23 protein-coding genes and 2 tRNA genes are annotated in these 23,752 nt (G+C 59.3%); 8 read left to right on the forward strand and 17 right to left on the reverse strand.

From position 1 onward, the window contains the following. Positions 1-81: 81 nt before the first annotated feature. The gene (locus IQ24_RS13430) at positions 82-723 is read right to left on the reverse strand and encodes a Crp/Fnr family transcriptional regulator (RefSeq protein ID WP_145398645.1); all 642 of its coding nucleotides are present in this window, start codon (positions 721-723) and stop codon (positions 82-84) included. 261 nt (positions 724-984) lie between these two features. Between IQ24_RS13430 and IQ24_RS13435 the strand changes: the two genes are divergently transcribed. After that, on the forward strand, positions 985-1,206 hold the full coding sequence (locus IQ24_RS13435; protein WP_145398647.1) for a hypothetical protein: 222 nt from the start codon (positions 985-987) through the stop codon (positions 1,204-1,206). A 90-nt stretch (positions 1,207-1,296) separates the two neighbouring features. On the opposite strand, the gene IQ24_RS13440 is transcribed toward IQ24_RS13435, so the two are convergent. Continuing rightward, the gene (locus tag IQ24_RS13440; protein ID WP_145398648.1) at positions 1,297-1,503 is read right to left on the reverse strand and encodes a cold-shock protein; all 207 of its coding nucleotides are present in this window, start codon (positions 1,501-1,503) and stop codon (positions 1,297-1,299) included. A 798-nt stretch (positions 1,504-2,301) separates the two neighbouring features. Here IQ24_RS13440 and IQ24_RS13445 point away from each other — a divergent pair. The 3 genes from IQ24_RS13445 to IQ24_RS13450 all read left to right on the forward strand — a co-directional run bounded on the left by IQ24_RS13445 (position 2,302) and on the right by IQ24_RS13450 (position 2,927). Then, entirely contained in the window at positions 2,302-2,505 is a 204-nt protein-coding gene (locus IQ24_RS13445; protein WP_145398650.1) for a hypothetical protein, read from the forward strand. Beyond that, positions 2,498-2,668: a hypothetical protein gene (locus tag IQ24_RS20140; RefSeq protein WP_158637527.1), complete on the forward strand. Its 171-nt coding sequence runs from the start codon at positions 2,498-2,500 to the stop codon at positions 2,666-2,668. The genes IQ24_RS13445 and IQ24_RS20140 overlap by 8 nt, the downstream gene beginning before the upstream one ends. Positions 2,669-2,837: 169 nt before the next feature. Then, positions 2,838-2,927, forward strand: a tRNA-Ser gene (locus IQ24_RS13450). Between the two features lie 302 nt (positions 2,928-3,229). Here IQ24_RS13450 and IQ24_RS13455 read toward each other — a convergent pair. Continuing rightward, positions 3,230-5,782, reverse strand: coding sequence for a calcium-binding protein (locus IQ24_RS13455; protein WP_158637528.1), 2,553 nt, complete (start codon positions 5,780-5,782; stop codon positions 3,230-3,232). Positions 5,783-6,228: 446 nt separating this feature from the next. Between IQ24_RS13455 and IQ24_RS13460 the strand changes: the two genes are divergently transcribed. Further along, positions 6,229-9,009 (forward strand): beta strand repeat-containing protein, encoded by a 2,781-nt coding sequence (locus tag IQ24_RS13460; RefSeq protein ID WP_145398653.1) that lies wholly within the window; start codon positions 6,229-6,231, stop codon positions 9,007-9,009. Positions 9,010-9,266: 257 nt separating this feature from the next. Here IQ24_RS13460 and IQ24_RS13465 read toward each other — a convergent pair whose 3' ends face one another. The 5 genes from IQ24_RS13465 to IQ24_RS13485 all read right to left on the reverse strand — a co-directional run bounded on the left by IQ24_RS13465 (position 9,267) and on the right by IQ24_RS13485 (position 12,556). Continuing rightward, on the reverse strand, positions 9,267-10,043 hold the full coding sequence (locus IQ24_RS13465; RefSeq protein WP_145398655.1) for a DUF1217 domain-containing protein: 777 nt from the start codon (positions 10,041-10,043) through the stop codon (positions 9,267-9,269). Next, positions 10,043-10,444: a flagellar biosynthesis repressor FlbT gene (locus tag IQ24_RS13470; protein WP_145398657.1), complete on the reverse strand. Its 402-nt coding sequence runs from the start codon at positions 10,442-10,444 to the stop codon at positions 10,043-10,045. The genes IQ24_RS13465 and IQ24_RS13470 overlap by 1 nt, the downstream gene beginning before the upstream one ends. Further along, positions 10,441-10,809, reverse strand: coding sequence for a flagellar biosynthesis regulator FlaF (flaF, locus tag IQ24_RS13475; protein WP_145398659.1), 369 nt, complete (start codon positions 10,807-10,809; stop codon positions 10,441-10,443). The genes IQ24_RS13470 and flaF overlap by 4 nt, the downstream gene beginning before the upstream one ends. A 71-nt stretch (positions 10,810-10,880) precedes the next feature. Continuing rightward, positions 10,881-12,086 (reverse strand): flagellin, encoded by a 1,206-nt coding sequence (locus tag IQ24_RS13480; protein WP_145398661.1) that lies wholly within the window; start codon positions 12,084-12,086, stop codon positions 10,881-10,883. 158 nt (positions 12,087-12,244) lie between these two features. Beyond that, positions 12,245-12,556, reverse strand: a complete 312-nt coding sequence (locus IQ24_RS13485; RefSeq protein WP_145398663.1) for a hypothetical protein — start codon at positions 12,554-12,556, stop codon at positions 12,245-12,247. A 346-nt stretch (positions 12,557-12,902) separates the two neighbouring features. On the opposite strand from IQ24_RS13485, the gene IQ24_RS13495 reads away from it, so the two are divergent. Genes IQ24_RS13495 through IQ24_RS13505 form a run of 3 tightly spaced genes read left to right on the forward strand, consistent with a single transcriptional unit; the run spans position 12,903 to position 15,306 of the window. Next, a complete protein-coding gene (locus IQ24_RS13495; protein WP_145398667.1) occupies positions 12,903-13,796 on the forward strand; it encodes a hypothetical protein in 894 nt (297 codons plus the stop codon). Positions 13,797-13,806: 10 nt separating this feature from the next. Next, positions 13,807-14,634 carry a flagellar hook-length control protein FliK gene (fliK, locus tag IQ24_RS13500; RefSeq protein WP_145398669.1) on the forward strand — a complete coding sequence of 276 codons (828 nt, stop codon included), beginning with the start codon at positions 13,807-13,809 and terminating at the stop codon, positions 14,632-14,634. Positions 14,635-14,646: 12 nt separating this feature from the next. Beyond that, positions 14,647-15,306, forward strand: a complete 660-nt coding sequence (locus IQ24_RS13505) for a flagellar hook capping FlgD N-terminal domain-containing protein (protein ID WP_145398671.1) — start codon at positions 14,647-14,649, stop codon at positions 15,304-15,306. A 60-nt stretch (positions 15,307-15,366) separates the two neighbouring features. Here the strand turns inward: IQ24_RS13505 and IQ24_RS13510 are convergent, their stop codons facing one another. The 9 genes from IQ24_RS13510 to IQ24_RS13550 all read right to left on the reverse strand — a co-directional run bounded on the left by IQ24_RS13510 (position 15,367) and on the right by IQ24_RS13550 (position 23,748). Further along, positions 15,367-15,723, reverse strand: a complete 357-nt coding sequence (locus IQ24_RS13510) for a cupin domain-containing protein (RefSeq protein WP_145398673.1) — start codon at positions 15,721-15,723, stop codon at positions 15,367-15,369. Between the two features lie 106 nt (positions 15,724-15,829). Beyond that, entirely contained in the window at positions 15,830-16,585 is a 756-nt protein-coding gene (nagB, locus tag IQ24_RS13515; RefSeq protein ID WP_145398675.1) for a glucosamine-6-phosphate deaminase, read from the reverse strand. Between the two features lie 342 nt (positions 16,586-16,927). After that, positions 16,928-17,004: transfer RNA gene (locus IQ24_RS13520), tRNA-Arg, on the reverse strand. A 44-nt stretch (positions 17,005-17,048) separates the two neighbouring features. Continuing rightward, on the reverse strand, positions 17,049-17,540 hold the full coding sequence (locus IQ24_RS13525) for a GNAT family N-acetyltransferase (protein ID WP_145398676.1): 492 nt from the start codon (positions 17,538-17,540) through the stop codon (positions 17,049-17,051). 79 nt (positions 17,541-17,619) lie between these two features. Beyond that, positions 17,620-20,148 carry a hypothetical protein gene (locus IQ24_RS13530; protein WP_145398678.1) on the reverse strand — a complete coding sequence of 843 codons (2,529 nt, stop codon included), beginning with the start codon at positions 20,146-20,148 and terminating at the stop codon, positions 17,620-17,622. Further along, entirely contained in the window at positions 20,145-20,924 is a 780-nt protein-coding gene (locus IQ24_RS13535) for a hypothetical protein (protein WP_145398680.1), read from the reverse strand. Before IQ24_RS13535 ends, IQ24_RS13530 begins: the two co-directional genes overlap by 4 nt. Further along, positions 20,918-21,568 carry a DUF4123 domain-containing protein gene (locus tag IQ24_RS13540; RefSeq protein ID WP_145398682.1) on the reverse strand — a complete coding sequence of 217 codons (651 nt, stop codon included), beginning with the start codon at positions 21,566-21,568 and terminating at the stop codon, positions 20,918-20,920. The genes IQ24_RS13535 and IQ24_RS13540 overlap by 7 nt, the downstream gene beginning before the upstream one ends. A 111-nt stretch (positions 21,569-21,679) precedes the next feature. Then, positions 21,680-22,189 carry a hypothetical protein gene (locus IQ24_RS13545; RefSeq protein ID WP_145398684.1) on the reverse strand — a complete coding sequence of 170 codons (510 nt, stop codon included), beginning with the start codon at positions 22,187-22,189 and terminating at the stop codon, positions 21,680-21,682. Next, the gene (locus IQ24_RS13550; protein ID WP_145398686.1) at positions 22,189-23,748 is read right to left on the reverse strand and encodes a Ppx/GppA family phosphatase; all 1,560 of its coding nucleotides are present in this window, start codon (positions 23,746-23,748) and stop codon (positions 22,189-22,191) included. The genes IQ24_RS13545 and IQ24_RS13550 overlap by 1 nt, the downstream gene beginning before the upstream one ends. Between the last annotated feature and the right edge of the window lie 4 nt (positions 23,749-23,752).

Here is a 23,752-nt window from a genome sequence, read left to right on the forward strand (position 1 = left end):
GGCGCCTGCAGGTTGGTCCCGTCATCAGATCATCGGGGTCGAATGTCAATCTTGGCCGCCCTGCCCCGGCCAACCGAAGGTTCAGTTCTCCGCGATCAGGAAGCGACGCAGCGCGGCCGCATCAAGGACCGCGATATGACCATAGCCCACGCGGATCCATCCCGATTGCTCGAACCTCTTCAGTACCGTGTTGATCGTATGGCGCGAGGCATTGGCCATCTCGGCCAGATCAAGCTGGGTCACGGCGCATTCGACGGGAGTGGCCACGCGGCTGTCGTCATGATGTCCGGTCACCCGCAAAAGCACGGCGGCAATACGCTTGTCGGCGCGCCGGATCAGCAGATCCGAAATGGCATGCGTCGCCAGCTCAGAGTTATGGGCAACCAGATCCATCAGAAAGGCCATCAGATTGCCCGGGCCCTGCATCAGCCGCTCAAGCGCGGGCAAGGGAATATAGAGGGTCGTCGAATGCTCCATGGCGCGGAAGGTCAGCATGCGCCGCCGCTGACGCACGATCGGCCCTTCACCGAACCAGTCTCCGCTGCGGAAGATATGGCCCATGACGATGCCCTCGGTCAGGTTCTGGCCATGAACGCCGAAGCTGCCCGTCAGGACGCCGTGGACGCCGCCAAGCGGGTCGCCGATGTGATGGGTGAACTCTCCGGTCTGGTAGGAGCGGGTCTGCCCCGCATCCAACAACAGGCGCTGCGAGTCGGCCGACAAGACGTCAAGCCTGCCGCCTGAAATCAAAATCAATCGCTTGCGCGCGCTTTCTGCATCGCCATCCAATAGACTTGTCCGTATCTTGTGTAGGAAAAATTTCTACCAAAAGTAGAAATTCCGACAATGACTCGCCCCGGCTGAGATAAACCGTACGGGCTCCATTCCAGTCAAGATGAATCGCCAGCCACGGCCACAGGCGATTGCCATTCAAGAGAAGCGAACCCCTGTATGCCTTACACCCAAAACCCGGACATGGTTGCCATGACCATCGGACGAATCGTCCTCGACCGTCTGAACCAGGGCAAGACCGCCTCGATCGAGGATATCCTGTCCGATCTGCAGAACATCGTCTCATTGGGACAGAAGGGCCGCATCTCGGAGCAGATGGCGAAAGGCGCGCTGGCCGTCATGGGCCGCCCCGACAATCTGAGCACGCTGCCCAGCATGCCACGGCTGACGGCCAATAAACTGGCAGCGCGGTAACCTTTCGGCCACCGCGCTGCTGGAAAATCTGACGATTTTCGGTTCGGACGTCAGGGGCATCCCGATGGGATGCACCCGTCCGTATCAAGCTCAGGCGAGCTGCAGGTTCGTCGCCGACGAACGGCCGTCACGACCTTTTTCCAGGTCGTAGGTCACGGCCTGACCGTCGTTCAGGCGGTTGATGCCTGCACGCTCGACTGCCGAGATGTGGACGAAAACGTCCTGACCACCGGCCTCAGGGGCGATGAAGCCGAAGCCTTTTTCGGAATTGAACCATTTCACGGTGCCATTGGCCATCGTGTATTCTCCTATCATATACCGTCCGCAACATGCGACGGCTCGGCTGGCCAGTTCTAAACGCAGACTGAAGCCACATGATGGAAACAGATAGCAGATGGAATCAACGAAGCGATAGATGTTTAGCACGCAGACCGCCGATCGGCAAGAATCCCGCATTTTCGGCAGGATATCGACCTATTTGCCACAGGTTGCGGTGCCGAATTGCCCCTGCCCCAGATTTCGCGGTCGCGTCACATTCGCCGCCTAGACCTGAGCCGCGAAACATCGCGCGAAACATTCGGAGGCAGGTCATGAACGGATGGTGGGTGGCGTCGGTCCGGATCAACCGGATCTTGTGTGGCAACCGATCGGAGCCTTTGTGCTCGCGCGTCTATCGGCAGCGGCCCTCGGCCTGCCGAACGGCCTTCATGCGGGCGATGGATCTGTTGTTTCACGAATGCCGCCATTGCGAGTCGATCCATCTGCGCTGGACCGCGTAGAATGAGATCGAGGACGGTGATGCCGGGCTGGCCTGCGCCCCGGGTCGCTGAGCTTGCTCAAGCGCGCGAATCACCCCGCGCTAGCGCTCTTCGATTGAAAGGTCAATTTGTCTCTAGGGTTGAATTTTTTTCGCATCGTTACATCATCTCCACAGCTGCTGATCACAATTCCCGCGAAAAAACATCACGATCGGTCGCCCAGCCGGAAGTAAATATCTATCGTTTTGGTCGTTATTTTAGAGGCGATTTTCTTAGTAAATCCGGCTATAGTGAAGACGTTCGCACATCCTTGTGCCCCCGAAATGGAGGAGTGAAGATGACCAGCAAATCCATGAAAGTCGACGTCAAGGAAACGGCCCAGCTTGAACGCACCAGCCTGAAACAGGCGGTGTCATGGCTGGCAAGCGATCCTGCGCATGATGCGAATTGCACGCCTCGCCCGCATGAGCGCGAGGTGCCCCATATCGTGGCCTCAAGCCGCTACTTCCAGCTCGCGTACGGAGGTTTGGGTCATGTCTAGTGAGACCACAACCGAAATCGAGGTGCAGCGCCACGCTGCGGCCCATCCCCGACCAGCGCATTATCGCCGCACACGATCCACTCAGTGGCGCAGCGAGTCCGAGGATGAACTGGACGATAACCTGCGCGACAATCCCAACGTCCGCCGCTGCTATTATCGCTAGCGTCACCGACGTCCATCCACCAGCAAGCGGCGGGCCTGACCTGCCGCTTGCTCATTTTCCGCAGGCAGTTGCTAGGATGAGGCAAGGCCTTGGACACCAGGCGATCGTCGGTCCCACAAGCCTCAGAAAGCGCTTGTCTCTGCTTCCGCCTCCCCATATACCGCTCGGCGGAGATGTGGCCGAGTGGTCGAAGGCACACCCCTGCTAAGGGTGCAGACGGGAAACTGTCTCGAGGGTTCGAATCCCTTCGTCTCCGCCACCAATCCATCCACATGCCATTGAACGCAAGCGCTTGGCGGCGATCCGTTTGCCTCTTGTGCACTTGGCTACGAACCCTTTTCGTGAACTCCCCGTAGACAGCACTTCGATTAACTTGCCACTCTATGGGAATGAAACCATTTCTGATTCTTCTCCTGCTGACGCTGGGCCTGTCAGGCTGCAACGCGAACGGTTGCCACGAATGGTACAGCTTCTGCATGATGCAATGATGCCTGCCAACGCCTAGTCTGCTTCGTTCTGCCCGGCTGTTGCCGGGCAAAGCGAGATGCAGGGAGCAGCCCCTCAGGCAAAGGCCAGATCGTCCGCCAGCGCTCCGATGGTGGTGTTGCGCACCGTCAGCACGTCACCGCCTCCGAAGTCGAAGACCACGTCCTGCCCCTGTTGCGTGGCATGGCTGCGGGCCTGCGCGAAATTAGTAACCCCGGCAAAGCCCTGCAGGCGGATCGTGTCCAGATTGTCCTGGAAATCGACCACGAGATCGCGGGCAAAGCCCCGCCCGAACACGAAGTGGTCGCCACCGAGACCGCCCTGAAGCGTGTCATTGCCAATGCCGCCAATCAGCCAGTCGGCTCCCGCAGCGCCCGACAGCAGGTCATTCCCGCCCATGCCGTAAAGCTGGTTGTTCGCCACATCGCCATAGACCTTGTCGCCGAAATTCGTGCCCAGAATGCCCTCGACATCCACGAAACGGTCGCCATTGGCCATGAAGGTCGATTGCGCAGGCATGGTCATATGGATCGTCAACCCGGTGGCTGCGGCCGTATAGCTGGCAAAGTCTTGCCCCTCGCCACCGTTCAGGATGTCAGCCCCGACACCGCCGGTCAGCGTGTCATTGCCTGCCCCGCCCTGCAGCTGGTCGTTGCCCAGCCCGCCGTCCAGCTGGTCGTTCCCGGCCTCGCCGATCAGCACGTCCTGACCGGCCCCGCCCGCAATGACGTCATTGCCTCCCATGCCGTTCAGCCGGTTGTCCGACGTATCGCCATAAAGCCTATCCGCGAAGCGCGTGGCGAGGATCGTCTCGATACCGATGTATTGGTCGCCATTCGCATCGCCTGTCGAGGAATTGGTGTTCCCCAAATTCACCGTCAGCCCGATTGTCGAGGACATATAGGTGACGGCATCGAAACCTGCGCCGCCATCCAGCGTATCCCATCCCCAGCCGCCATCCAGCGTGTCATTGCCGGCACCGCCGAACAGCTGATCAGCGCCGCGCATACCAAGCAGGACATTGTTCTGGGAGTTCGCGGTAAGCACGTCGCTGCCGTCCGAGCCAATGAGTCCTTCGATGTCGATGAACTGATCGCCCAAGGCTGTTCCGGTTGAAAGCGCAGGGTTCGACATGTTCACCGTGACAGCCGCGCCATCCAAGCCGCCATAGCTCGCAAAGTCAAAGCCTGCCCCGCCGTTCAGAACGTCGCCCCCGCCCCAGCCGGTCAGCGTATCATTGCCGTCGCCGCCGTTCAGCGTATCGCGATAATTCGAACTGCTGAGAAGATCATTCCCCTGCCCGCCACGCATGTCGATGCCGAGGCCCGAGGTTGCTCCGGCATTTCCAAAGCCAGCCGAGATCCTGTCATTGCCCGCTCCACCGTCGATCAGGGCCGCGCTGGACCGGCTGGAAGCGGCGACATGGACTTCGATGATGTCATCTCCGGCGTCACCGTAGACTTGCACCCAATCCCGCGAATCGGAGACAGCGATGAAGTCGTTGCCCTCCCCCCCGGAAACGGAAACGCTCGAACGACCCAAAGCCGAATCGATCGTGTCATTGCCCGTGCCCCCCAGAATGCGCAGGCCGGTCACGCCAGAGCCTCCGACCCCGTCGAGTTCCAGATAGTCGTCTCCAGCACCGCCATCGGCGATTTGTCCCGTGGTTGGCATTGACGAGATATCGAGCGTATCGTTCCCCTCGCCCCCATAGGCGCTCATGCTACTACTTAGCAGAAAAAGGAAATCATCCCCCGATCCCGCGTCGATACGACCAGTGGTTTCAATGGTGCCACGAATGGAATCATTGCCGGCACCAGCCTCGATCATCGCATGAGAACGGGACGTTTCGAACCAATCTGCGCCCGCTGTGCCACGAAGGGTCACAGTGCCATTTCTGAACTCAAAGAGCTCGATCCCTCTGACGGTATCTCCGCCCGGCATGGCCTGATTGAGGTCAAACAGGCCGCTGAAACCGTCGTAATACAACTTATCCGTGCCTGTGCCGCCGTCGATCAGGTTACCGCCTGAAGCACCATTGACGACGATGAAATCATTGCCGGCTTCGCCGTAGAGGCGATTGCCCGAGCCCTCAGCTTCCAATCGGTCGCTGCCTGCGCCGCCATAGAGGTGATCATTGCCGTAACTGCCTTGCAGCCTGTCATCGCCGCCGAACCCATAAAGGCTGTCCGACCCGTTCCCGTGGCTGGTCAGCCTGTTCGCAGCGGCGTTTCCACCCAGCCAGACATTGAGGTTGTCGATGTCAGCGATCAGGTTTTCAATCCCGGTGATCTTGTCCATGCCCCAGCCTGTGTTCTGGGCATCGGTGATCCGCAGGTCCACAACGGTTCGGCTTGGACGTCCCAGACTGTCCGCGAAGCGCAGGGTGTCGTTGCCAGCGCCACCGTCGTAGACGTCATTCCCGCCATCAGCATCAATGTGGTCGTCACCCGCGCCAGCCCAGATGGTCGAACGTCCCGTATCCAGAAACCCGCCGGGCGCGTCATTGAACGAGTCGTTTCCGCCCTGACCGTACATGACATCATCGCCCCCCATGCCGCTGATGTAGTCATCCTCGGGCGTTCCCTGCAGGGTGTCGTTTCCGGACGTTCCGTCGATTATCGCCATCTGGCCGCTCCTCGCTCTGGACATATGAGGGGTAACGTCAATGCCCGGAATTTGAAAGCATCACAGAGACGTGAATTCACGTTTCGCGCGACGTCACCGGTAAAATTCACGCGGTTTGACTTGTCTGCGTTTACGCAGATCGCACCGCGAGAAGATGCCCTGCCGATATGATGGCGATGCTGAAGCGGCACCTGTGTTGCGGATACCGCATCGGAAGTTGCGGTATTGGCTGGACTAAGTGAACCGCGTCGTTTCGCGTCCCGGCAAGGATGTGACGGGGGTTCCGGGCACTGCGACGCAGCCCCTGGCCGTCAGTCCACCCGCCCCGACTTCAGCCCCGCAGATCGCCCATTTCACGGCCCATTCACGCCCCAAGGCGCAGGATGACCGCGGCGGAAAAGTGGCCCGCCGTGTGAACGATCAAGCATCAACCTCGGGAGGAGGAAATGCCGGTATTTTATTTGACGAACGGGAATGACACCCAACACGGGACAGCTGGCACGGACACCATCTATGCCTATGCAGGCAACGATTGGATCGATGGCCATGAAGGAAACGATCGCCTTTACGGGATGGACGGAAACGACACCGCCTGGGGCGATGACGGAAACGACTTCCTGTCCGGTGGCTCGGGCAATGACTATCTGGTCGGCGGCTCCGGAAGCGACACGATCTATGCCGACAGTGGCACGGACACGGTCTATGGCGGCACCGACAGCGACTATATCTATTCAAGCGGTTCCGGCCGCTATTATGGCGATTCCGGTGTCGACATCATCTACGCCGGGCTTGGCGTCTATGAAACGCTGGATGGCGGCGCCGACAACGACTACCTCTACACCACCACCTTCTCGGGCGACTACAGCGTGAACCTGGCGACAGGCGCCACGAATTTCGCCGGTGAATATTTCATCAACTTCGAGCATGTGATCACCGCCGGGGGGAATGATACCCTGCTGGGCACGGTGGCTGGCAACTACATGAGCTCGGGCGCAGGAAACGATAACCTGCAGGGGCTCGATGGAAATGACTCCCTCTATGCGTCGGACGGCAACGATGCCCTGACGGGTGGTGCCGGCAACGACTTCATGAGCGGCGGCGACGGGAATGACACGATCTCGGCCAACAGCGGGACGGATACCGTCTATGGCGGCGGCGGCACCGACATCATCTATTCAAGCGGTGCAGGATACTACTCCGGCGATTCCGGCAGCGACTATATCTTCGCAGGTCTGGGCGTTCTTGAGACCCTGAACGGCGGCACCGGAGATTTCGACTATCTCTACACCACCACCTATAACTTCGATTACAGCATCAACCTTGCGACGGGCGTCACGAATTTCGCGGGGGAATCCTTCGTCGAGTTCGAGGGGCTGATCACCGGCGACGGGAATGACACGCTGCTGGGCAGTGCGGCCGCAAACTATCTTAGCAGCGGCGCAGGCAACGACTATCTGCACGGCTATGACGGAGATGACACCCTCTACGCCTCAAGCGGCGCGGACACGCTTTATGGGGACAGCGGCAACGACTACATGTCCGGCGGCGACGGCAATGACTACATCGCCGGGGGCACGGGCACCGACACCGCCTATGGCGGTTACGGGCGCGATACGATCGTCTCATCCGGCTATGGTTTCTACTCGGGCGATTTCGAGGACGACTATATGTACGCAGGCGTCGGCGGCGGGGAAACGCTGGATGGCGGCGCGGGCAATGACACGCTGAACACAGCGCTCTGGTCGGGTGACTACGCTGTCAACCTGTCGACCGGGGCGACCAACTACAGCGGAGAGTCCTTCGTCAATTTCGAGAACCTCATCTCGGGCAGCGGTGATGACACGCTGACTGGCTCCTCGGTCGGTAACTACATCGACGGGGGCGCAGGCAATGACATCATCTACGGGACCAATGGCGTCGACTCGCTGCATGGAGGCACGGGCAGCGACACGATCTACAGCGGCGCGGGCGACATCTATGCCTGGGGCGATGACGGCGACGACCTGATGTACAATGGCGACGGCTATTTTCACCACTCGCAAGGGGGTGCTGGCAATGACACGCTGGTCTCGGGCGGCAGCGGTCGCTGCGAGGGCGGAACCGGTGACGACTCGGTGGTCGCAGGTTCGACCGGGAATGAAAGCCTCAGCGGTGGTGACGGCAACGACTGGGTCGACACGCGTGCATATACGGGCGATCTGACGGTCGATATGACGACCGGCCAGACCAACGTCGCCAACAAGGTCATGATCCAGTTCGAGAACATCATCCTTGGGAACGGGAACAACACCGTCCAGGGCACGTCGGGCGACAACAGGATCTTCTCGAGCAGCGGGAACGACGTCATCAACGGCAACGACGGCAACGACTATATTGTCACCGCCATGGGCAATGACACGGTCCACGGCGGCGCGGGCAATGACTTCATCGGCGGTGCCGCAGGCGACGACGTGCTTTACGCGGACTCCGGTACCGACACCATCAACGGCTACATCGGCAATGACGTCATGTTCTCCAGCGGTGCGGGCGTCTACTCTGGCGGCACGGGGAACGACACGATCTATGCCGGGCTGGGCGTGGCCGAGACTCTGAACGGCGGGGCGGATGTCGATCTGCTGGTGACCTCAAGCTATTCCGGGGCCTACAGCATCAACCTGGCCACCGGTGGCACTAACTTCGCAGGCGAGTTCTTCACCGGGTTCGAGAACCTTCGCACGGGCTCGGGCAACGACACCCTCTCCGGCACGGCCGTCGCGAACGTGCTTGAAGGCCAGAGTGGCAACGACCTGTTGATGGGCATGGCCGGTGCGGACAGGCTGTTTGGCGGGACGGGCAACGACGTGCTGATCGGCGGCAGTGGCGCGGACGTGCTGAACGGCGGTGCGGGCGAAGATGTGTTCCGCTTCACGAACCTTCTCGACTCGCCCACTGCCCTGCCCGATCAGATCCTGGGCTTCGACGGCGCGGGTAACCACGCTCCCGCCTTCATCGAGGACCGGATCGACCTGCAGGCCATTGACGCGAACACCTTGGTCGCAGGCAACCAGGCGTTCACCTTCCACGGTACGACGGCTGGTGGCGCAGGCACGCTTTGGCTGGAGAACGCCGGTGCCGACACCTGGTTGCGCATCAACGTCGACGGCGACGCCGCAGCCGAAATGTCGGTGCGCATCACGGATGGCGCGACACTGGCAGCGGCTTATTCTGCGGGTGATTTTCTGTTGTGAGGGCAGATGAAAATGAAATCGGAAAGGCGGCGCGTTTGCGTCGCCTTTTTTGCGGCGCGATGTCGGGGTAGCACGCGCGCAGTAAAAATGAGTGTTTCGTGAGCGTCGACCTCGCATCCGGGACCTGATGAAATCAAACCTATTGGCCAAAGACTCAACTGCATGCAAGAAATCGGAATCACTATCAGAGAGTGATCACAGAACCTTCATCTGTAAAAAAAAACATCATTCCACTACAGAAATGAAAGGATTAATCCTCATTTCCGCAAAAGCGCTAGCGCAGCAGAAAAACCAGAAATTTGAATCGAAGCAGAGTTGCTCCTCAGCAAAAACCTCTGCACAAGAGATTCAATATTCTTCGGATCGGTCAGCGCCGCCAGGCTATCGCCCCCAACAGTTCGAGCAAACCCTCTTTTAAACTCAATAACTTGCCGATCCAGAGGCAGCTTGGCATAGTTGGCACTAAACCCGAAAGCGCCCTCAAACAAAGTGCGCAAAGGCTTCGATCCTAGAATCTCATACCATTTTGTATTCTCGGTGCTGTCTCGCTTCGCCAGATCTGCAAGCTCACGGCTTGCATAAAGTGCTATCCTGAAATTCTGATCTTTTTCACCAACCCGCCTCTCGAACTCCAACCTTTCGTACATGTCAGTGATATTCGATGCCTTCTCCAGATCGAGCGCAGTATCTCCGGAAAAGCTCAGCGCACGATTAAGTTGAAGATATCGCTTGTCAGCCAGCCGGTTGACCAGGCTACCACTGTCGTCCGGATCGGCCTCAATAATCTTACGGAGAAAGAACTTGTTGTTAATATCACCTTCCAATCCAAACGCACCAAGCGCAACTCTCAGAAGGCGAAAGTCTGACACAAGTTCATCGGCGCTGGATATCCTCGAAGCCTCCGAAACGAAGTAACTCCTTGCCCGCACCACTTCCGGGTCTTTCGCAACAAGCTGCTGCTGCACCGCCGCAGTGCGCTCGAGCATTTTCCAGCCGGCATATCCTCCACCGCCAATCTGTACCGAGTAACCCATCAGGTCAAACCTGCGAGAAGTCGAGCCTCATCTGGCAGGAGAAGACGAAATTTCTTCAACGCAAGATAAAAATTTCTCTCGACGACGGCTTCCCTAGCCTGCTCAAGCGTGTTTCGCGTATCACATTCGAAAAATATCGAAACCAGGCCTTCAATACCTTCGAGCAACGAACTTTGAGCATCTCGCTCTTGGGCATCCCCAGTCAAAACCAACTGAGCAAGGTAGCAGAGACGCCCCACGGGCGTGGTCGCCGAGTCGGGATGTATCGCATCTTTGAGACGCAGTATATTGGCGTTCTGCGTTTTTATGGAAATGCTTGCACGCCTAAGGCCGTTCTGAATAACCGCGCCGTTTATCAGCACCCGTTCATTTGGCCCAAGTTTCAAAATGAGTCCACTCACGGCGACACGTCCCCGCGCAAACCCTTCATCATTCGCTGGTTGATATCGATCAGCGGCTGCAAAGAATCGCTATTTTGCATGCTCTTTTGACTATATCGAATAGAATACAGCCCCAGAGACAAAAGTGTAGCTCGCAACTCCTGTGGAAGTTTATTCCCTTCATGAGCAAGATCGGCGGTAATCGTCGTCCATAACGCGTTGTTCAACGTCAGCCCCTCGACCCGATCCGAGGATTTTGAAGTCATCTCGGCCCGGCGAAGTGAAAATGTTGCTTTGGTGAACACGGCGTACTCAATGTCACGATCGGTGCGGATGTCCGCTGAACCGAAATCTGCTCGCTTCGTTCTGAAGGCGGTCTGATTCAAGAGCTGTCCTACTCATGCAAAAATTGATAGCGATAAGCCGGGAGCATCCCAAGACGCCCCCGGCTCAATGGTTATCCGCGGAAGAGCGACAGGATAGATTGAGGCGCCTGGTTCGCAATGGAGAGCGACTGGATCGCCAGCTGCTGCTGGGTTTGCAGCGCCTGCAGGCGCGCCGACGCTTCTTCCATATTGGCGTCGACCATTGTACCAATACCGGATTTCAGCGAGTCCGTCAGTTTGGACAGAAAGTTTGACTGAGTTTCAAGACGGCCCCCTGCGGAACCAAAGTCTGCAGCAGCACTGATCGTCGTATGCATCATTCCTTCGATCTGCGTCAGGGCTGATGCTGCACCTCCGACCGTCGAAACGTCCAGGTTCGCCAACAACCCAAGGTCACCAGCTCCAGCATTCTTGAATTGAGAGGTAGCTGAAAGATCGGCCGTCCCGTTGTTAGTGAAGGTCAACTGACCAGGCGTCGCGCTGTCGTAATCGACAGTCAGACCCGCGATTCCAAGGCCTTCAATGGCATTTTTCAAACCGACAGCCGCCAGATCAGCTGGCGTAGTAGAAGCAATATCAGATGCGGTGAACGTATAGCTGGCCGTCTTTCCCCCGATCGAAATCGAAAGCCGATCACCTTCCGCGAAGCCTGCAGCGCCATCAATGATCACTTCGCCGGTACCACCGGCACCATCAAGCGCGAAAGCAACTGTATCTGCTGCAGCCGAAGCCCCGGTCGTACCGGTGAAGGCGGCTTTCGCGGCATATCCGCCGGTCGAGAGGTTTTGTCCTGCGACTGAAATCGTAGACGCCGTAACCCCGCTTGCAGTGCGATCAAGCGAAGAAAGCACATCAAATGAAGCCGTCGACCCATCGAGCAAGTTGAGCCCATTGAGCTGTGCGCCCTTTACCACAGTTTCGATCTGCTTGCGCAGTCCGTCGACATCGGCCTGAAGTTTGCCCCTGTCAGCAGTCGCGCCTTGTGCTGTCACGATCTTATCGCGCATCTGGGTCAACAGCGAGGTGATGGCCTCTGCGCCCTCCCGCGCGGTCGCCACCGCAGCAGAAGCCAGTGAAATTCCACTGGAAATCGCCTTGAAGCCACTTACCTCGGCCTCCATCACCTTCGAAATTGCCCAGACGGCTGCGTTATCCTTTGCGGTCGCAACCGACTTACCCGTCGAGATCTCATCCTGGGTTTTGGCAAGGCTCGCGTTCACACCCTTGAGCGTCTGCAGCGCGACCATCGCGCCATTGTTAGTCAGAATGCTAGACATATTGCTTTCCTATTTTTGGCATTTTGCCGAATACTAGACTAGGCCTTCTGACCAAATGGGTTCACCCCCAGCTTCTGCGCATTACCGGCTTATCCGGTTGAAATTAACAAAATCAAAACTGAACACCAAACTCAAGAAATAGAATTGAATACTTTTATTCAAAATGCACGGCGAGCACTGATAGTGATATCCGATAGCTCCTGATGTCCATCATCAGAGTACGACTGCATGTATCCAAGAATTTTTCTCATCTCACGGATCACTGCTTGAGCCTCCAAGAGTCCCTCCATGGCAGAGGACGACAGATCGCATATTTCCTTTAACTTCGTTCCTATCGGCTCTCGCTCCTCGGAAGGCACTCCTTCTTTGGCCATCAACGACTCAGCAAAAGCCATGAGATCAGAGGCTTTTTCAACCTCAGCTCGAAGTAGCGCATGCCTCACCTCGACTAGAGTATCAAAAATTTCCATACCCACCCAAATATGCTAAATTTTTAGGGAAATTCTCTGCGAGAGAGCTTGCGACAGCTGTTCAACGTAAAGACTATGGAATGCATCCTCTCCGATCCCGCCAGATATCTGAGCGGCCCGGGGTTGTGGACCAGCATACTTCAGCATTTCATTTAGAAACGCCTGCTCCAGCCCCCCGAGCACCTCTTGCCTTCCCTCAGCGGGGCCTCGGCCGGAACCAATGTGAGCTATCTTGTGAGAGTACAAATGAACCTCCAAAAATGCATGCTTGACTGCACGATCTATCATCACCTCGTAAATATTTAGTAACCTCAAGATGCTAACAGAGGCCCACAGGAGGGTCGTCATGAACATCGCCAACGCTTTACCCTGCACTGATGGCTTCCTCGTCGCACCATCGCGCGAACTAGAGGGTCAACAGATCAGCCATATATTTGAGATCGAGTATTTCACAGAATCTTCCGCACTTAGGCCTGATATGCCCGCCAACGAAGAAGATATCCGCCAAAGCTTCGATGAGGCTGATCAACAAGACATTAGTCCCTTAGTGCAGTCTGAAGTTCAGCCTGAAAGCATCACCACTCAAATTTACCTCAAAATAAATTCAACCCGCGCGGAAATGGATGCCGGAAATAAACAAGAGGCAGAGTGCACTTCGGACATCCAGCCAGACAAATCAAACGCAGAACAAAGTGTTTTCACCAAAACACCTTTAGTCTTTCCGAGTGCCGTTGAAAATACAAGCGAGCCACTCGCCCACACGCCCCACCCAACATCAGAGCAAAGCCCAATTCCGACACAAGCACTTGCGTCAGAGAAAGAACGCGAAATATCCTATGGAGAGAACTCTCTTTTCGTCCAAATCAACGCACACCTTCCGTCAGTTGCAACTTATTCACTTATCGAAGACGGCAAAAAACTCAACCCACCGGACAATATCTTCGCTTCGGAAACCGTCACTGCACGTGAACGCAAACCATCTGCATCTTTATTTTTTCAAAAAATAGATCACCATACTGAGTCAAGCCTCGATCTCGGACCCCAACTTGCGCCTCCCGTTGAAATACATGAGAACCCAGAAATAGCCGAGATCGGCAATGCGCGCGACCCGATTTCTTCTCCCGCAGACCGAATCAATCTGCTACGCGCTAGCGATGTAAAAATTCGAAATCATTTACAAATCCAGAACATTAGAGACGGCACGCCCCCCCCCGCCACCAGAGTGCAACGAGTCGGATAAAATTTATAGAATGTCTATATCGGAACATCAGGATCAACCTCCTGATATTAAATCATCATCGTCATTTTCAGTTGAAAAAACATCTGGATCATCTGACTTTAACCCACCACTGACTTCCAACTCTCGGGTTGTCGCGGGCAGTAAAATGGCAGCGAGATCTATGGACACGGACCGAAGTGACACCGGAGGTTCGGAAACTGAAACTTCTACGCACACCGCTCCTATTTTTGATAGGTCGATACAAAGTCAAATTGAGGCTACCGCAGACCACACCAAAGGAACTGACAAGTTAGTTCAGACAATCTCCAAGCTGCAACCGCCCACCACACCGCACAATGAAATGAGGATTGTGACACCAGAGAGCGATAACCACTTGGATGGGGAGGCTTCCGTTGCGCCGGAGATGAGTACGGCTCGACCGCATAGAACCCCGATCTCTTTGTCCCGCGCCGTTGACTTGGCGATCAATCGAATCGTTCGAAATGAACTGGGTGAGGTAGTGATCGTACTATCCCCAGAAGAGCTTGGCACAATCAGGATAAATATTTCAGGAAGCGAACGGTTGCAGGTTCATTTCATTGCAGATCGCGCAGAGACAATAGATCTGATGCGCCGAAATTCCGATCTGCTGGAGCAGAAGTTGCAAGGCGATGGATTTGGGGGCGCGGAAGTTTCATTTTCCTTTTCCGCCCATAGCGATGAACGGCACAAGCGCGACCAAAAAGATGGCGAGGCGGCTCAGATTGGGGCCGATGAGAATCCGTCTCCAGCCCTGCCCGTCACCAGTACTCTTTCACGGCCAAACCCATTGGGAACATCAATCAACATCCGGCTATAGCAAGGACAGAACATGTCATACGACATCGCTCATCGCACCACCTACACATCGAACCCGAAACCAACGACCACTGAAAAGCAAAGCTTCGCTGGCGGGGATTTTCAGACCTTTCTCACAATGCTGACCGCTCAGATCAAGAATCAGGATCCGATGAGCCCCATGGAAAGCACCGATTTCGCTGTTCAACTCGCAACCTTCTCGAATGTTGAGCAGCAGGTCAAAACGAATGATCTTTTGACGGCAATGGTCGAGGGTGCGACGGGATCCGGTCTGGTCGGGCTCTCATCCTGGATCGGCCAAAAGGTACGAACAACTGCTCCGGTTTCGTTCGACGGATCGGCTCTGACCCTCAACATCGCCCCAAAAGCGGACGCCGATCAGGTTGCGCTGATCACGCTGGACCAGAATGGGCGCGAAATTGGACGTGAGAACATCGGTCCAGGAACCGGGGAAATCGACTGGGTCGGCAAGCGTGCGGACGGAACCGATCTGCCTTCGGGACTGTACCAGTTCAGAATCGAATCAATGCGGCAGGGTAAAGTCATCGGAACTGACAATGTTCCTGCCTATACAACTGTAACCGGAGCCGAGCTTGAAAACGGCACACCAGTTCTGCTGCTATCCGGCGGTGGGCGTTCCTTGGTGGAGCAGATCTCAGGCCTTCGCAAATGATGACCTCTCTGACCACTAGAAAGTCACGGCCGGGACAGCTCCGGCCGTGATCTCATAGAATTATTTCACCCGAATGGCGAACATCTTACGGACGGTTTCTTCCGTTTTCCAGATACCCTCGAACCCGGCTTCAATGTAGAAGGTGTCGCCCGCCTTGAAGGTTTTCGGCTCTTCACCGTCCTGGGTCAGCGTCGCCTTTCCCTCGAACATATAGATATATTCGTCGCCGCTGTAGGTCACGCGATAGCTGCCGGGCGTGGCCTCCCAGAAGCCGGTCAGAAACTTGCCGTCGTCGGTCTGATGCTCGAGCCAGGTTTTCATGGTCGGGTTGCCTTCAACCGGCGTCCACCAATCAAGATCGGTGGTGATCGGCTCAACGGTAGGAGCCTTGTAGGTGCCAAATTTCAAGATAGCCATGTAAATTCCCTCAGGCCGAAATGGCCAACATTCAACGATGGCGGCCTTTGGGCCGCGCCGAAAGGTTATCAGGCGAAGAACGGCGGGGTCATGTGGTCTCTTGGTCCTAGTCCCATTGGCCCTGCCTGTCCGCTAAAGCGGGATCCAATTGACTGGCCGCGTCGACATCGGCGAAAACCGTCAGATCGGGATGGGCTTGCAAGGCCGATGCGGGACAATCGGTGGTTACAGGTCCCTCCAAAGCGTCACGCAGGGCAGCAGATTTCGCGGCCCCTGTCGCCAAGAGAACAATGGCTCTGGCCTCAAGGATAGTGCCTATTCCCATCGTCAGCGCCTGCTCGGGAACGGCTTGTCCTGCAGGAAAGTCCGATTGGTTCGCCGCCCGGGTCGAGTCACTCAGCGTGACGGGGCGGGTGCGGCAGTCATGGGCCGATCCAGGCTCATTGAAACCAATATGCCCGTTTCGCCCAATCCCAAGAAGCTGCAGATCGATGCCTCCAGCCGCGATGATGTCACGTTCATAGCGACGGCATTCGGCGAGAGGGTCTGGGGCATCACCGTCGAGAAGATGGCTGCGCCTGAAACTGACGTGCGAAAACAGGTGCCGCTGCATATAGGCGTGGAACGAGGACGGATCCGCCGCATTCAGACCGACATATTCGTCAAGGTTGAAGCTTTCGATTGCGCGAAGGTCAAGCTCCTGCCCAGCCACCTGATCTGCAATGCTGCGATAGACCGCAATGGGCGAGCGCCCAGTCGCCAGACCAAGAACGCGGATGGAGCTCGTCCTGATCTTGTCCGAGATATGGTCTGCGGTCGCTCTGGCGGCGCTCTGAGCAGTGGGAAGAATACGAAGTTTCAAGGCTTGGCTCATTCTTACAGACGTCAGGTCGCACGGGCTTCTGCAAGTCAAGTCTTGCTGGAACTGGCCACCCTGATACCCCAGAATGTCGCGCGCGATGCGCACTGGCAATGGTTTGAAAACAGTAAATTTACGATCTTATGGGTCCGAAGATGGGCGCTCCGCTCCCGTCTGAAGCGATCGTGCTACGGGACCAACGCCTCATCGACCGGACATGCAGTTTTAGCGCGTTCGGGAAAGCAACCATGCCAGCCGCGACCAGCGCAAAATCGGACATTCAAGCTCCAAAGGAGTGATTCAGGCGCTCTCAACAGGCGCATTTCAGGCGTAAGCTATTGATTTTGGCGACCCCGGGAGGACTTGAACCCCCAACCCCAGACTTAGAAGGTCCGTGCTCTATCCAGTTGAGCTACGGGGCCGCATGCGCGCAGTCTTGAACCAGCGCCGCGCGATTGGCAACTGTTCAATCCGCCAAGGTCAGATCGATCGTCATGAAGACGCTGTTGGGGTCATCGTGATAGTCGCCGAAGGGTGCGCATTCCGAGAAACCGGCCCGGGCGTAAAGGCCGCGCGCCGCGATGAAGGTGGGCTGGATCCCGGTTTCGAGGCTCAGGCGCGAGAGCCCGGCGGCCCGGGCGTGCTCGACCAGTGCCTCCAGCATGCGGCGCGACAGGCCCCTGCCCCGCGTCTCATGCAGGACATGCATCGATTTGATCTCTCCGTGATCCGGCGCGATCTGCTTGATCGCCCCCATGCCGACAGGCTCGTCGTCCAAGTGCATCACGAAGAACGCGATCCCGGGCGCGCGCAGGGCGCTGGCGGGCATCATATGGATCGATTCGGGCGGCGTGTCGGCATGCATGTCGGCGGTGTGACGCTCAAACAGCAGCGACAGGGTCGGATCGGTCGGATCGCCAGGGGCAATCGTGACGCGGGAGGCGTGGTCTTGCGGCATGATGGCCCTCGTGCTGGTCAAATGACGTCGTCGCCACGCCTTAGCGCGGGACGCCTGAAAGGTCACGCAGGAACCCGGCTTATGGCGGGTCGAACGTGAAACTGTTGATGGCGCCCGAGATCGTCGCATCGTCCAGATTCAGCCGATAGGTCACGCCCTGCATGATGCCCGCCCGCTGCGGCAGGTTCGTCCAGCCGCGAATGGTGGCGGCATGCTCGCGCGCAGGGCCCGAGGCAGCGGCCTCGACCGCGTCCATGGCCAGATTTTCACGCGCCTGATTGTGCGCCGGATGGGCACGGCCAATCGCCTCCAGCCGCGTGACCAGCCGCCCCAGCGTCGAGGTCGTATAGATATGCGCGCGATAGGCCATCGCAACGCCTTTCTCGCTGGTCAGATAGTCTCCGATCCTGCCGGTGCCCACGCTGCGATCCAGGATGTTCTGGATCCTCTGCCGCGCGAAGCGGCCCGAGGCGCGTTGGAATTCGGGGCTGGTGCGGTTGGCCATCAGCATCCGGTAATAGACCGGCCAGGTGTGGCCATAGCGGTTGTCCTCGACGCCCTGAGCCCGGTCGTTGCGATAATTCGCCCCGGCCAGAAGCGTCCCCCCGGTTTCCGAGGCCAGATTGACCTGCGAGGTATAGGCCCCGCCCGAGGCGGTGATCGGCCAGGCGCTGACCGCCGACCAGCCGAAACGGCCCGCCATCCGCTGCCACATCGCGGCATCCGTGCTGGCCATGTAAGAGAAGAGCGCGCCCATCTCGCGCCCTTCCTCGACCGGGATCGGGTTGTTCGAATCGTGGTCCAGCACCGCCAGCGTCCAGTGACAAAGCCCGAAGGACAGCGTCACCCGGTCATAGGCATTCAGAGAATCGAAATGGCCAAGGCATTCGAAATGCGCCGCCGCCCGCAGCACCTTGAAGGTGGAAAGCTGCGCCGCCGACAGGCCCGTGCCGGTAAAGCCGCCTGTGCCATAGATCGTCTGGGGCGTGACCTCGGTCGTCTCGAGGTTCCAAAGCTGCGCCCCGCCGGTGAGCGGGCCGCCATAGGTCACCGTCTTCGTGCGGCCCGGCTGGGAATAGCCGGTCCAGCGCCCGACGATAATGGGCATCGGGATCTCTTGCCCGTCCATCTGGCCGGTGACCGCCTTCTCGGGCGGGAGCGTATAGTTGCGGCTGAAATCGAGTGCATAGACCCGCGCGGTGGCAGTCGTGCAATCATTGTAGCGCCAGATGTTTTCCTGCGTGATCCGCGCGATATCCAGCGGCTGATCGGGGTTCACGGCGTAAAGCAAGACCGGGCAGCGATAGCGATTGTCGAGCCAGATCTGCAGTGCCCGCGCGGTCTGATCGTTCAGCGCGCCGCTGGTCGGGCTTTCGTCGGGATAGCGGCCAAGGCCGGTCAACTCGGCAGAGGGCAGCCGGATCAGGCGTTGAATGTAGAGGCCTGCGCCGAATGTGACATCCTCGACCGCCGCATGGGGCAGCTTGGCGTGGCACTGAAACTCGCGCAGCGCCCATTGCGGGCTGCGCCCGAACACGCCGTCCATCGTGCCGAAGGTGCCGCCCGCCGTATTGGTCGCAACGACGCCTGTCGGCCCGAAGGCGGTGATCGTCTGCCCGTTCGCACGCCCCCCGGCGACCGCCCAGAACCCGGCCTCATGCAGCGCGAATTGCAGCATATGGACGGGCTGCGGCAGGTTCACCCGGTTCTCGACCGGGGCCTGCCCTACAGCCTCATCATAGGTGCCAAGGCAAAGCTCATAACCCTGACGCGACGCGTTGAAAGTGGGGTTGGCATCGCCTGCCCAGGTCGCGCCCTGCTGACCGTGACGCGGGTCTCGGTCATCTGCAGCGCCTGCCGTCTCGAATGAGCCGCGACGCAGGACCGCGCTGCCGAACATGCCCGCATCGGGGGCGGTCGCGGCCTCGCGCTGCAGAAGGTTCGCGGGCACGCTCAGGGCGGCGGTATTGTCGCCGGGATGCGCGCCATGCGCCGCCTGCACCGCCGCCATCGTCGCGGCCGAGACAGTATAGGGCTGGCCGTCGCGCAGCATGTCATCTTCGGGCGCGGTGGCGTTGCGGGCAAAGCGGTTCATATGGATCCGCTTGAAGGCCCGCAGCGCCCAAAGCGCCCGCCCGCCCAGCTTGTCATCCGTCCCGGCATAAAGGCCAAGGTTCGTCAGGCGGCGCTTCAGCCCGGTCGGCTCGTGAATGGGCGGCAGGTCGAAGAGGACATCGAAGGAGTAGGTTGGCCCGTCGGTCAGGGTCACGATCAGCTCGGCCCGGGTGACCTGCGCCGGAACCTGCACGCCGCTGGCGCGGTCAAGGACGATGCTGCCGCTGGCCGGGATCGCAGCGGGCGCGGTCATCCCCGGGCGCAGCTGATAGGTGCCGCGCGGCACCTGCGTCGGGGCAAAGGTCCAGCCCAGACGGAAGCGCAGGCTGCGCTCGGGGCAGGTCGCGCAATAGTCGCCCGGCGCGTTGTTGCTGCCCTGCTGGGCGGCTGCGGCCATGGCCGCCTGCGCGCTGCCCAGCGTCGAGGCCTGCGGCAGCGCCCCCGCTGGTTCCGAGGGTGAATAGTCGCGGAAGCCCAGATCATCGGCACTCATACAAAGCCCTCGGTACTCACAGCGGCGATCCGGCGCCGGTAACTGTCTTTCAGCCCCTGGGTCAGGGCATGGCGTCGCGTCTCGGACGGGGGCTGTTCAAGACTGGACCTGATCCAGGGATACAAAGGGTCGCGGCACAGCCCATGACCCAGCTGGAACGACATGCAGGTCAGCAGCGCAATCTCGGCGCGCGACAGGTCATAGTGCTGCATCTGCGAAATCATCGCCTGGCAGCAATAGTCGACGCCCCGCGCCCCCAGCCAGCGCGACCGGACCGGCCAGACATGCCCAACCGCACGTCGCAGGACGACGGTATCGGACTGCGTCCAGTCGTGGTTGCCCACATCCTCGAACGCCCAGAGGATGCGCGCCACATCGCGGTAATCATCGGCGACATGGGTTTCGAATTCGTCAATGCCCGCCGCAATCGCGTTCAGCACCGCCGCCATCTGCTGCTGCGAGGCCGGGTAATGCGAAGGCCAGCCCGCCCCCGCCAGCACCTGATGATATTGCGGGTCGCTGTCGAAATAGCTGCCCCAACTGGCGACGGGCACCAGATACTGGACCTGCAGTCGGGTGCTGGTCGCGCCGGCATGGGCGGCGTGCCGATAGGCCAGCTCGACCGCCTCTTGCAGGTCCGAGGCGTCAAGGCCGCTGACCACGGGCGCATAGACCTGCCGCAGGAAATCCATCCCGCGATGTGCATGCGCGTGAACCGCCTCTTGCCGGGCGGCGCTGACGGCCTCTTGCGAAAACAGATCCCAGGTCGTCAGCATGGCGGGCGACACTGGTCGATGAAGGCGCAAAGCCGGGCGCGGTCGGCGCCCAGCAGCACCGGCTCGGCCCCGCGTCCCTCAGTCAGAAGGAAACGAAACGGGCGCGAGAAGGTCTCGAACGCGGGCGGCTGCATATGGGCGATCAGGCTGCGCAGGGTTTCGGGCGCATAGAAGCGGAAATAGGTCCAGCGCTTCTGCGACGGATCGAAGATGCGCGTGTATTTGCGGAAATGCCGCAGCAGCTCCTCCAGCCCCTGATCCGAGCGGATCAGCGCCACGCCCCTGCCCCAGCGTTGCCAATGCGGCGCATCCTCGCTGGCGGGCGTCAGCAGCCTGCGGGTAAAGAGATGCTCGGGCTCAAGCCGGACCAGAAAGGGCGCGACGTCGCGCAGCTCCTCATAGGCCTGACGCTTGAAGAGGCAGGCATGCTCAAGCCCCGAGGCCTCAAGCACTTCCGGCAGATCGGGGTAGCGCGCGGCCTCCAGAAGGGCGAAGCAGCCGTCCTCGGATTGATCGGGCCAGAGCGTAGGCGCAGGCTGAAAACACAGCCGCTGCAGGAAGTCGGTCAGCGCGCGCCCGGTCGGCGCGCCTTCGGCGACAGTCAGCCAAGGCGCAGTCTGGGACGCGCAAACGGAAGCTGACATCTGCACTCGTCACGACTCCACAACTGACCGGCAAAACAATTATGTTTCCACGACTTAGGAATGCAAGGCCAATCAGACAAATACAACTTTGGCGACAGCATCGCCCGGCGATCAGTCGTCCGGAGTGATGGTCGCGTCGCTCGTTTCCAGCTCGACATAGCCGAACTGCTCGGGCGCATAGCCGAATCGCGCGCTGGTGGGGACGGCGCGGTCTGTGATGCCCTCTGCATCCTCCTGCCGTTCATTGCGATCATAGCGGATCGTGAGGTCCGGATAGCAGCTCGCCGTCGGCGCGGCGCTAATCTTGATCGGGCCTGCCGCCGCATCAAGGTTCACGTCCAGCGCGCGGGCGCAAACGCCCTGTGGCTGACCACAGCCGTAAAAGACCGATGCTGCATCCCCCGCGCCGCCTTCGGTCACATAGCGGGTCACGTAAAGAAGATCGGGAACACCATCGCCGCTGAGATCGGAGATCCGCAGATCCAGCAGTTCCTCACGGTCGGGGCTGTCGGCCAGACGGTCATAGATCTGCGCCACAGCAGCGGCCATCGGAACGACTTCGCAGGTCTCGGCCAGCGCCGGGCCCGCCAGCAGGGCAAGGACAGCGCCCCACCGCAGCATCAGGATTGCGCCCTGCTGGTTGACGAGATCACCACCGGCTCGGCCCCAAGGGCGGCGGCCAGCGAACGGAACCGCGCTTCAGCCACCTCGCCCATCAGCGTCTCACCCGTGGGCGTCAGGGTCAGCTCCAGCACCTTCTTCTTGGGATAGAACTTCAGCGAGCCCGCCTCGGACGGGTCGCGGATCGAGAACATGGCGCCAAAGCGCATGGCCTTGCCCAGCACCTCGGCATCCTGCGTCTGGCGTTCGTTCAGCAGGCCGAACAGCGGCTCCATTGGCGAATTGGCACGGCTGTTCTTATAGCGATGCAGCAGCGCCAGCCCCAGAAACACCCGCTCGGGATGCGAGAGCGCCGCCATATTGGCGCGGGTCACATTGTCGAAACAGGCCTCGGCGCGATAGTCGGGATGCGCGCGCCAGGTCGTGTCATGCAAAAGGCAGGCGGCGCGGATCAGGCGATCCTGCTCGGGCGCGACCTTCGAGAAAAGCGGCGACAGGAAGTGATAAAGCTTCTTGCCGAAACCCGGCATGCGCGCCATCTGGCGTTCGGTGAAGCGCGCGGCCTCGATCAGCGGATCGCGGCGGCGCAGGCTTTCGGGCATCTGTTCGTAAAGCAGCCCCTCGCGGATCCCGTAGGAAGAGACCGCGATGGATTTCGGCTGGAAGCTCAGCACAAGCTGGCGCAGGACCTGACTGGCCAGCGGCACCAGCTCGATCCGGCTGGTCGAGATGCCGGTGCGGGCGCGCAGATCGCTCAGCTTGTTTTCTGCGATCCATTTGACCGTCTGCAGCACATCCTGAGTGTGCATGCGGTATTCATGCAGCACCGTCATCGGATAGTCGCGCCGCTCCATATCCAGCCGCGCGATGGCCCGCCACGAGCCGCCAACCAGATAGATCTGCGGATGCCCGGTGCCCAGCTCCTGCGCCGCCTGCTCCATCACGGCGCGGATGTGGTCGCGCAGCCCCGATTGACCGCCGCCAACCTGCTGCAGGCGGAACGGCCCCAGCTGGGTCGAGATGCGCCGCCCGACGCGGCCATTCGACACCTCGGCCAGCTCCATCGAGTTGCCCCCGATGTCGCAGACGAGGCCATTCGCTTCCGGCCAGCCCAGAAGCACGCCCTGCGCCGACAGCCGCGCCTCTTCGATGCCGTCGATGACCAGCAGCTTCAGCCCGGTTTCTTTCTCGATGGCGCGGCGGAAGGCCGGGCCATCCTCGGCCTCGCGCACGGCGGCCGTCGCCACGCAGACCGGCGGCTTGATCCCCATGCTGCGCGCCAGCATCGCGAAACGCCGCAGCGCCGAATGCGCGCGCTGGACGCCTTCGGGGTTCAGCCTGCCGGTGACGGCCAGCCCCTGCCCCAGACCCGCCATGACCTTTTCGTTATAGAAATACGCCGGAGAGCGCGCGGCCCCGTCAAAGACCACCATCCGGATCGAGTTCGACCCCACGTCGATGACGCCGACCCGGCTCAGCGCCCGTGCAGAATCGCTTTCAAACAGCGATCTGGCGAACGGTTCAACTGTTTCGCCGTTCTTGGTCAAAACGCCGTTCATCGGG

Source organism: Paracoccus sulfuroxidans (genome assembly GCF_007830335.1).
GTDB lineage: Bacteria > Pseudomonadota > Alphaproteobacteria > Rhodobacterales > Rhodobacteraceae > Paracoccus > Paracoccus sulfuroxidans.

Bases quoted from the DNA above. Each gene is read 5' to 3' on its own strand.
- IQ24_RS13435 (WP_145398647.1), top strand. From the start codon at position 985: ATGACCATCGGACGAATCGTCCTCGACCGTCTGAACCAGGGCAAGACC.
- IQ24_RS13440 (WP_145398648.1), bottom strand. From the start codon at position 1,503: ATGGCCAATGGCACCGTGAAATGGTTCAATTCCGAAAAAGGCTTCGGC.
- IQ24_RS13445 (WP_145398650.1), top strand. From the start codon at position 2,302: ATGACCAGCAAATCCATGAAAGTCGACGTCAAGGAAACGGCCCAGCTT.
- IQ24_RS20140 (WP_158637527.1), top strand. From the start codon at position 2,498: ATGTCTAGTGAGACCACAACCGAAATCGAGGTGCAGCGCCACGCTGCG.
- IQ24_RS13455 (WP_158637528.1), bottom strand. From the start codon at position 5,782: ATGGCGATAATCGACGGAACGTCCGGAAACGACACCCTGCAGGGAACG.
- IQ24_RS13460 (WP_145398653.1), top strand. From the start codon at position 6,229: ATGCCGGTATTTTATTTGACGAACGGGAATGACACCCAACACGGGACA.
- IQ24_RS13465 (WP_145398655.1), bottom strand. From the start codon at position 10,043: ATGGGTTACTCGGTACAGATTGGCGGTGGAGGATATGCCGGCTGGAAA.
- IQ24_RS13480 (WP_145398661.1), bottom strand. From the start codon at position 12,086: ATGTCTAGCATTCTGACTAACAATGGCGCGATGGTCGCGCTGCAGACG.
- IQ24_RS13485 (WP_145398663.1), bottom strand. From the start codon at position 12,556: ATGGAAATTTTTGATACTCTAGTCGAGGTGAGGCATGCGCTACTTCGA.
- IQ24_RS13495 (WP_145398667.1), top strand. From the start codon at position 12,903: ATGAACATCGCCAACGCTTTACCCTGCACTGATGGCTTCCTCGTCGCA.
- fliK (WP_145398669.1), top strand. From the start codon at position 13,807: ATGTCTATATCGGAACATCAGGATCAACCTCCTGATATTAAATCATCA.
- IQ24_RS13505 (WP_145398671.1), top strand. From the start codon at position 14,647: ATGTCATACGACATCGCTCATCGCACCACCTACACATCGAACCCGAAA.
- IQ24_RS13510 (WP_145398673.1), bottom strand. From the start codon at position 15,723: ATGGCTATCTTGAAATTTGGCACCTACAAGGCTCCTACCGTTGAGCCG.
- IQ24_RS13525 (WP_145398676.1), bottom strand. From the start codon at position 17,540: ATGCCGCAAGACCACGCCTCCCGCGTCACGATTGCCCCTGGCGATCCG.
- IQ24_RS13530 (WP_145398678.1), bottom strand. From the start codon at position 20,148: ATGAGTGCCGATGATCTGGGCTTCCGCGACTATTCACCCTCGGAACCA.
- IQ24_RS13535 (WP_145398680.1), bottom strand. From the start codon at position 20,924: ATGCTGACGACCTGGGATCTGTTTTCGCAAGAGGCCGTCAGCGCCGCC.
- IQ24_RS13540 (WP_145398682.1), bottom strand. From the start codon at position 21,568: ATGTCAGCTTCCGTTTGCGCGTCCCAGACTGCGCCTTGGCTGACTGTC.
- IQ24_RS13545 (WP_145398684.1), bottom strand. From the start codon at position 22,189: ATGCTGCGGTGGGGCGCTGTCCTTGCCCTGCTGGCGGGCCCGGCGCTG.
- IQ24_RS13550 (WP_145398686.1), bottom strand. From the start codon at position 23,748: ATGAACGGCGTTTTGACCAAGAACGGCGAAACAGTTGAACCGTTCGCC.